General features: G+C 50.7%; 5 protein-coding genes. All 5 read left to right on the plus strand.

All coding sequences use genetic code 11. The features are described from left to right. Positions 1-249: 249 nt before the first annotated feature. The 5 genes from kdpA to Q3886_RS06480 all read left to right on the plus strand — a co-directional run bounded on the left by kdpA (position 250) and on the right by Q3886_RS06480 (position 8,333). Complete coding sequence (gene kdpA, locus Q3886_RS06460) at positions 250-2,067, plus strand: potassium-transporting ATPase subunit KdpA (RefSeq protein WP_301860411.1); 1,818 nt, start codon at positions 250-252, stop codon at positions 2,065-2,067. A 17-nt stretch (positions 2,068-2,084) separates the two neighbouring features. After that, positions 2,085-4,163, plus strand: a complete 2,079-nt coding sequence (gene kdpB / locus Q3886_RS06465) for a potassium-transporting ATPase subunit KdpB (RefSeq protein WP_301860413.1) — start codon at positions 2,085-2,087, stop codon at positions 4,161-4,163. 16 nt (positions 4,164-4,179) lie between these two features. Beyond that, positions 4,180-4,782, plus strand: coding sequence for a potassium-transporting ATPase subunit KdpC (kdpC, locus tag Q3886_RS06470; RefSeq protein WP_301860414.1), 603 nt, complete (start codon positions 4,180-4,182; stop codon positions 4,780-4,782). 133 nt (positions 4,783-4,915) lie between these two features. Further along, entirely contained in the window at positions 4,916-7,651 is a 2,736-nt protein-coding gene (locus Q3886_RS06475) for a sensor histidine kinase KdpD (protein ID WP_301860415.1), read from the plus strand. Beyond that, positions 7,623-8,333, plus strand: coding sequence for a response regulator (locus Q3886_RS06480; RefSeq protein WP_301860417.1), 711 nt, complete (start codon positions 7,623-7,625; stop codon positions 8,331-8,333). The genes Q3886_RS06475 and Q3886_RS06480 overlap by 29 nt, the downstream gene beginning before the upstream one ends. Positions 8,334-8,542: the final 209 nt, after the last annotated feature.

Raw genomic sequence — 8,542 nt, forward strand, 5'->3', positions numbered from 1 at the left:
ATTATATATAGTCTGACCTATGAAGCGGCGGCATGGGGTGGACTCAATATATATAGAAATCTTAACGCAATATTAATACAATCTTAACATGCACCGCGCTACTCTAACACTATTTTTATTTGCCCTGTAGTATGATAAGAACTCGAAGGAGGGAAATACTATGGACATTATGCTCTATGTAAGTGCCATTGCAGCCATAGTGCTGCTGATTTATTACTTCTATGTGTTGTTAAAGGGGGATGAACAATAATGAGTGCAGTAGCTCAGTATATTGTATTCTTAGTCGTTCTCGTCGTCCTTGCCATTCCTCTTGGCAAATATATGGCCAATGCCATGGACGGCAAACGCGTATTTTTAAGTCCAATCTTATCGCCCCTCGAATCCTTGATTTACAAGGTTACGGGCGTACAGAAAGATGAAGACATGGGTTGGAAAACCTACTTCGTTTCTGTTGTTTGGTTCTTTACCATTGGCTTACTTTTCTTATTCTTTTTCCAGATCTTCCAGGACAAACTGCCGTTCAATCCGCAGAACATTGAACCCATGAGCTGGCACTTGTCCTTCAACACGGCAGCCAGCTTCGCCACGAACACGAACTGGCAGGCCTACAGCGGTGAAAGCGCTCTGAGTTATTTCTCCCAGTTCATGGGTCTGACAACGCAGAACTTCGTATCCGCTGCTACAGGGATTGCCGTTATGTGGGCTATGATTCGGGCCTTCATCCGGGCGAAGGAAAAAGGCCTGGGCAACTTCTGGGTTGACCTGACCCGCGCAACGGTTTATATTCTCCTTCCGCTGAGCTTCGTTGTTTCCATCGTCCTCTTCTCTCAGGGCGTTGTTCAGAACTTCTCTCCTGCACAGACAGCACGTCTGGTAGAACCGGTTGCTGCTGATGCAGACGGCAAATGGATCGAAGATGCCCAGATCGACTTGAACACCAATACCGTTACGGTAGACGGTCAGGTCGTTCCTGATGCAACGATCATTACAGAACAGTTTATTCCTATGGGCCCGGGCGCCAGCCAGGTTGCTATTAAACAGCTCGGTACGAACGGCGGCGGCTTCATGGGCGTTAACTCCGCTCATCCGCTGGAAAACCCGAATGCTTTAACCAATATTTTTGAATGTATCGCTTTGCTGCTGATTCCGGCAGGCCTGTGCTTTTCTTTCGGTATTAGCATTAAAAATAAAAAACAGGGCCGTGCGATTTTCCTGGCTATGTTTATTATGCTGGTTGCTTTCTTAGCCATTGTCGGCTACAACGAACAGGTTGCTACGCCGCAGCTGGCTCATCAGAACCAGATTGACATCGTTGCTTCCGACACGCAGCCAGGCGGCAACATGGAAGGGAAAGAATCCCGCTTCGGTATTGCTCAGTCCTCGACTTGGGCAACCTTCACGACCGCTGCTTCCAACGGCTCCGTCAACTCCATGCACGACAGCTACACTCCGCTGGGCGGCTTGGTTGAAATGTTACAGATGGAATTGGGCGAAGTTGTATTCGGCGGCGTAGGCTGCGGCTTCTACGGCATGATTGGTTTCGCTGTCCTGACCGTATTTATTGCCGGCCTGATGGTTGGTCGTACACCTGAATTCCTGAGCAAGAAAATTGAACCGTATGAAATGAAATGGGCCGTTCTGGTTTGCCTGGCAACACCAATCGGCATTCTGATCGCCAGCGGCATTGCTGCTGTATGGCCGGGCGTAGACGAAAGCCTGACGAACTCCGGCGCTCATGGTTTCTCTGAATTGCTGTATGCTTATTCTTCTGCCGGCGGCAACAACGGTTCCGCTTTTGCCGGCTTTAACGCCAATACGCCGTTCCTGAACGTCACCATTGGCCTTACGATGATTTTCGTTCGTCTGCTGCCGATCCTCGGCATCTTGGCTATGTCCGGCAGCCTGGTTCAGAAGAAAAAGATTGCCGTTACGGCTGGTACGCTGTCGACAACCAATACGATGTTCGTATTCCTTCTGATCTTCATCGTTATTCTGGTCGGCGCATTGAACTTCTTCCCGGCTCTGTCGTTAGGACCGGTTGCTGAATACTTCAGCATGCACATGTAAGGAGGGAGAGTCTCACTATGGATAAAAATAAAACAGCTCTTTCCGATCAGAAAATGGTCATGCGGGCTGTGAAAGATTCCTTTATAAAACTGGATCCCCGCATTCAGACGGAAAACCCCGTTATGTTGCTGGTATATGTTTCGGCCGTACTGACGACGATCCTGTGGATCGTATCGTTCGGCGCATCGCCGGCAGAACTGAAAGGCGTATCGACTGGCTACACCTTCGCCATTGCCGTTATTTTGTGGCTGACCTGCCTGTTTGCCAACTTTGCCGAAGCCATTGCTGAAGGCCGCGGCAAAGCCCAGGCTGATGCACTGCGGGCTGCTAAGAAGGACGTAAAGGCCTTCAAACTGGAAAGTGCAGACAATAAAGAAAAAGGCACGACTGTATTATCTTGTGATTTGAAAAAAGGCGATATCGTCTACGTCAAAGCAGGCGAACAGATTCCGGCCGACGGCGAAGTTATCGACGGCGCCGCATCTGTCGACGAATCAGCCATTACCGGTGAATCGGCTCCGGTTATTCGTGAAAGCGGCGGCGACCGCTCCGCTGTTACGGGCGGCACGAGCCTGACTTCTGACTGGCTGGTCATCCGTGTTACAGCTGATGCAGGCAACTCCTTCCTGGATAAGATGATTTCCATGGTTGAAGGTGCTAACCGTAAAAAGACGCCGAACGAACTGGCTCTGCAGATTCTGCTCGTATCGTTCTCCATCATTTTCCTGCTCGTCGTCCTGTCATTGTACACGTACTCTGACTTCTCGGCTAAACAGGCTGAAATGGATAACCCTTCGTCTATCGTTACGCTGGTTGCCCTCCTCGTATGCCTGGCTCCTACGACGATTGGCGCACTTCTTTCCGCTATCGGTATTGCCGGCATGAGCCGTCTGAACCAGGCTAACGTCCTGGCCATGAGTGGCCGTGCTATTGAAGCAGCTGGTGACATTGATACGCTGCTCCTCGATAAGACCGGTACCATTACCCTCGGCAACCGCCAGGCTTCTGAATTCTTCCCTGTAAAGGGTATTGAACCGCAGAATCTGGCAAGAGCTGCTCAGCTGTCCTCTCTGGCCGATGAAACGCCGGAAGGCCGCAGCATCGTTATTCTGGCTAAAGAAAAATTTGGCCTCCGCGGCCTGCAGCTGGAAGAACGGAAAATGCACTTCGTTCCCTTTACTGCTAAAACCCGCATGAGCGGCGTTGACTTTGATGGTCACGAAATCCGCAAGGGCGCAGCTGATGCCATGAAGAACTACGTTCAGGAAAAAGGCCGCGTCTATCCGCAGGAATGTGATGATATTGTACAGCGCATTGCAGAAAAAGGCGGTACACCGCTGGTCGTTGCCGAAGATGGCATCGTACAGGGCGTTGTATACCTGAAAGATATTATTAAAGACGGCATTAAAGAAAAATTTGCTGACCTCCGCAAGATGGGGATTAAGACCGTCATGATCACAGGCGATAACCCCATGACTGCTGCAGCTATTGCTGCTGAAGCCGGTGTCGATGATTTCCTGGCTGAAGCTACTCCGGAAGGCAAACTGGAAATGATCCGCAAGCTGCAGAAAGAAGGCCATCTGGTTGCCATGACTGGCGATGGCACGAACGACGCGCCGGCTCTGGCTCAGGCAGACGTTGCTGTTGCCATGAACACCGGTACACAGGCTGCTAAGGAAGCAGGCAACATGGTCGACCTCGATTCGTCTCCTACGAAACTGATCGACATCGTTCACATCGGCAAACAGCTGCTTATGACTCGCGGCAGCTTGACGACGTTCAGTATTGCCAATGACTTGGCAAAATACTTCGCCATCATTCCGTCCCTGTTCATTTCCCTCTATCCGGGCCTGGCAGCATTGAATATCATGGGCCTGCATAATCCGCAGAGTGCTATTCTGTCGGCTATTATCTACAATGCCCTGATCATTGTCGCCCTGATTCCGCTGGCTCTGAAAGGTGTTGCATACCGCGAAGTACCGGCAGGCGAACTGCTTAGCCGCAACTTGCTGATTTACGGGTTAGGTGGTATCATCATTCCGTTTATCTGCATTAAAGTTATTGACGTCATCCTTGTAGGATTGGGCTTAGTATAAGAAAGGTGAGAGTGATATGCGAATTTTTAGAACAGCCTTATTACAGGTTATTTTCTTTACCGTCTTCTGCGGGTTCATCTATACAGTGGTTATGACCGGTATTGCTCAGGCCTTGTTCCCGAGCACGGCAAACGGTTCCATGATCGAAGTCAACGGCGTCAAATACGGCAGTGCCTTACTGGGCCAGAACTTCAGCAGCAACCGTCATATGTGGGGCCGTATTACGAACGTCGACGTATCTACATATACGGATAAAGACGGCAATGCTCTGGCTTACGGCATTCCGTCCAACCTCAGCCCGGCCAGTGAAGACTATCAGAAACTTATTTCTGAACGGATTGAAAAAATCCATAAAGCCAATCCGGAACAGGGCGACAAACCCATTCCTGTTGACTTGGTTACTAACTCCGGCAGTGGTCTGGACCCTGATATTTCCCTGGCTGCTGCACAGTACCAGGTACCTCGCCTGGCCCGGGAAAACAACATGAGTGAAGATGCAGTAAATAAAATTATTGCAGCCTGCACCAACCCGAAAACGTTGGGATTCTTCGGTGAAACGACGGTTAATGTCCTGAAAGTCAATCTGATGCTGGACGGCGTTCTTTCTCCGCAGGGATAAGGCCAGAGGAATTGCCAATTTGCACAATTTGTATATAATATAATATAGAAGTTTCAGTTCCCAAGGACTGTATATAGCGGAATTCACAGCGATATACAGTCCTTTTTTTGAAATGGATAAAGGGGAAATGATAATGGGTGAAAGTGAACGAACGTCACCAGACAGGATTTTACAGCGCATACAAGATGAAGAACGGCGGGCCAAACAGGGAAAACTGAAGATATTTTTCGGCTATGCTGCCGGCGTTGGGAAAACCTATGCCATGCTGGAAGCGGCTCATGAAGAACTGGCCAAGGGGACAGATGTCGTAGCCGGGTATATTGAGCCCCATGCCCGGCCGGACACGGCGGCACTGGTACAGGGGCTGGAAGTATTGCCGACCCTGACCATTACGTACAAGGACATTACACTTCATGAATTTGATATTGACGGTGCCTTGCGGAGGAAACCGCAGCTCATCCTCGTTGATGAACTGGCCCATACGAACGCCAAGGGCTGCCGCCATGAAAAGCGGTATCAGGACATTCAGGAACTGCTGCAGGCCGGCATTGACGTGTACACGACAGTCAATGTACAGCATCTGGAAAGCTTAAACGATATTGTTGCCTCTATTACGCAGGTAACCGTCCGGGAACGGATACCCGATTCGGTTTTCGATAATGCCGATCAGGTCGAACTCGTCGATATTGAACCGGCAGACCTGGAAAAGCGCCTTCATGACGGTAAGATTTACCAGGCCAAACAGGCCAAAAGTGCACTGAAGAATTTCTTTACCACTGATAATCTGACGGCACTGCGGGAAATTGCCCTGCGCCGCATGGCCGATCGGGTCAACCGCATTGCTGAACGGACTAAAAACAGTTCGTACCATACAAAAGAACATATTCTGGTCTGCCTGTCGTCGTCGCCGACAAACCCCAAGATCATCCGTACGGCAGCCCGTATGGCCAATGCCTTTAATGCTCACTTCACGGCCCTCTTTGTCCGTACATCGGATTATGAAGGCATGACCAAGGCCAATCGGGATCGGCTGGACAAAAATATCCGCCTGGCTGAACTGCTGGGAGCAACGGTAGAAACCGTCGTCGGCGATAACGTAGCCCTGCAGATTGCCGAGTTTTCCCGCATGTCCGGCGTGTCCCAGATCGTCGTAGGGCGGAGCAATACGCGGAGCGGTTTTTTTGGCCTCGTAAGCAAGCCTTTTACCGATCAGCTTCTGGCATATTTGCCGAAAATTGACGTTCACGTCATTCCGGACAACACGACGCCGACCTTGCGGATTCCCTTCATGCGCCGCTCTAAAAAGAATCAGCCCGTACAGGGACGGGATATGGCCTTTACCGCCTTTGTCTTCATCCTGACGACGGCCATCAGCATGGCCATGTACGCTGCCGGTCTGAATACGGTGTCCATTATTCCCCTGTATTTGCTGGGCGTCTTTGGCACGGCGCTGTATACGGACAGCCGGTTTTCCAGCATAGTCCTGGCGGCACTGAATATTCTGGCCTTTGATTTTCTGTTTATTGAGCCGCGCCATACCTTTTCGGCGTACGATCCGTCATACAGCATTACCTTTGCCATCCTGTTCTTTACAGCCTTTCTGGCCGGGGAACTGGCTCATAAGGTAAAAGTGCAGGCCATTCAGGCTGCGCGGACGGCGTACCGCATGCGCCTGCTCCTGGAAACGAGCCAGATGATGCAGAAAGCGTCATCGAATCAGGACATTGAAACAATCGTTGCCGATCAGCTGGTCAAGCTGCTGCGGCGGGATATTGTGTACTATCCTGTCGATGACACGCAGACGCCGCCGCAGATGATGCGGCCTCACGTCTATACAGCCGGCGGACACGGCGTCCATCATCAGGCCATGCTCAGCAGTCCCAATGAACAGGGCGTGGCTCTGTGGGTCTACAAGAACAAAAAACGGGCCGGCGCGACGACGGAAACGCTGGGTGATGCCAACTGCCTGTACATTCCCGTACGCTCCCAGGACAGTGTGTACAGCGTCATCGGCATTTCCGCTGCCGGCCGGCGCATTGAAGCCAGTGAAATCAACCTGGCTGAATCGATTACGACCGAAGGGGCGCTGGCCCTGGAAAAGGAACTGTATGACCGCAAGCGCCGTGAACTGTACGTTCACGCTCAGAATGAACAGCTGCGGGTCAACCTGCTCCGGTCCATTTCCCATGATCTGCGGACGCCGTTGACCAGCATTTCCGGCAATGCTGACGTGCTGCTGAATAATGATGAACAAATGACCCTGCAGCAGCGGCGGACAATGTATGAAAACATCTATGAAGACTCGATTTGGCTCATCAATCTGGTAGAAAATATTCTCTCTGTTACGCGCATTGAAAATGGGACCATGCAGCTCCAGCGACATATGGAATTACTGGATGATGTGGTCTGCGAAGCTCTCAAGCATGTCAAATCCCATAATAAGCATCATGAAATCCGCTTTGAAGAAACAGACGACATCCTCATGGTATATATTGATGCCCGGCTTATCGTGCAGGTCCTGGTCAACCTTATTGACAACGCCATCAAATATACGCCGGAAAACACGACTATTACCGTCCGGGCCCGCCGGAAGGGCGACTTTGTAGAAGTATCCGTTGCCGACGAAGGCAAGGGGATTGCCCTGCGGGATAAGCGGCATATCTTTGAAATGTTCTATACAGCTGGCACGAAAAGCGGTGACAGCCGCCGCGGTATGGGACTGGGCCTCAACCTGTGCCAGTCTATTATCCGCTCTCATGGCGGCGATATTAAAGTGCAGGACAATAAGCCTCATGGCACTATTTTTACATTTACGTTGCCTGTAAAGGAGATCGATCAGCATGACGAAACCAAACATTCTCATTGTTGAAGATGACGGCGCCATACGCAATTTGATTGCGTCGACGCTGAAGCTGCAGGAATATCCGTTTCATACGGCCCGGACGGGAAAACAGGCCCTCCTGGAAGCTGTGTCCCATCAGCCGGATATTGTCCTCCTGGATCTGGGACTGCCCGATATGGACGGCGTTTCCATTATCAAACAGATCCGTTCCTGGTCGGCCCTGCCGATTATCGTAATCAGCGCCCGCAGCGAAGACCGGGACAAGATCGACGCCCTTGATGCCGGTGCCGATGATTACATTACCAAGCCTTTTTCCGTAGAAGAGCTGCTGGCCCGTATCCGCGTCGTCGAACGGCGTCTCCAGTATGCCCGTCAGAACGGCGGCGCCCAGGAAGGACAGACCGTGTTTATTAACGGCGATTTGAAGATCGACTATGTCGCCGGCTGTGTCTACTGCGACAATAAGGAAATTCATCTTACGCCGATTGAATACAAGCTGCTGTGCCTGCTGGCCCGCAACGTAGGTAAAGTGCTGACGCACACCTATATTACCCGGGAAATCTGGGGCAATGCCTGGGAAAGCAACGTAGCGTCTCTGCGGGTATTCATGGCCACACTGCGCAAGAAAATCGAAAAAGACGCATCTAATCCAAAATATATTCAAACCCACATCGGCATAGGCTACCGAATGCTGCGAATAGAAGACTGACAGTCTCGGCTCCTTCACGAAAGCGAATGAAAATTCGCCGTGAAGGAGCCTTTTTGTATCTCTGGGCAGGGGACAGATTCTGGAAATTTTTCTTTATAACACATTAAACTGGCAGACCTATTCTTTACGATATTTTAATAACAGGGATGCTATACTATAGAAAAATTTCACGAGGTGACTGTAGTGTGTGATGGTATATGGACGATAGT

Origin of the sequence: uncultured Megasphaera sp., assembly GCF_958350005.1 — a bacterium.
Taxonomy (GTDB): Bacteria; Bacillota; Negativicutes; order Veillonellales; family Megasphaeraceae; genus Megasphaera.

What these genes read in the sequence shown, in the direction of transcription:
- kdpA (WP_301860411.1), top strand. Translation starts at nt 250, where the DNA reads ATGAGTGCAGTAGCTCAGTATATTGTATTCTTAGTCGTTCTCGTCGTC.
- kdpB (WP_301860413.1), top strand. Translation starts at nt 2,085, where the DNA reads ATGGATAAAAATAAAACAGCTCTTTCCGATCAGAAAATGGTCATGCGG.
- kdpC (WP_301860414.1), top strand. Translation starts at nt 4,180, where the DNA reads ATGCGAATTTTTAGAACAGCCTTATTACAGGTTATTTTCTTTACCGTC.
- Q3886_RS06475 (WP_301860415.1), top strand. Translation starts at nt 4,916, where the DNA reads ATGGGTGAAAGTGAACGAACGTCACCAGACAGGATTTTACAGCGCATA.
- Q3886_RS06480 (WP_301860417.1), top strand. Translation starts at nt 7,623, where the DNA reads ATGACGAAACCAAACATTCTCATTGTTGAAGATGACGGCGCCATACGC.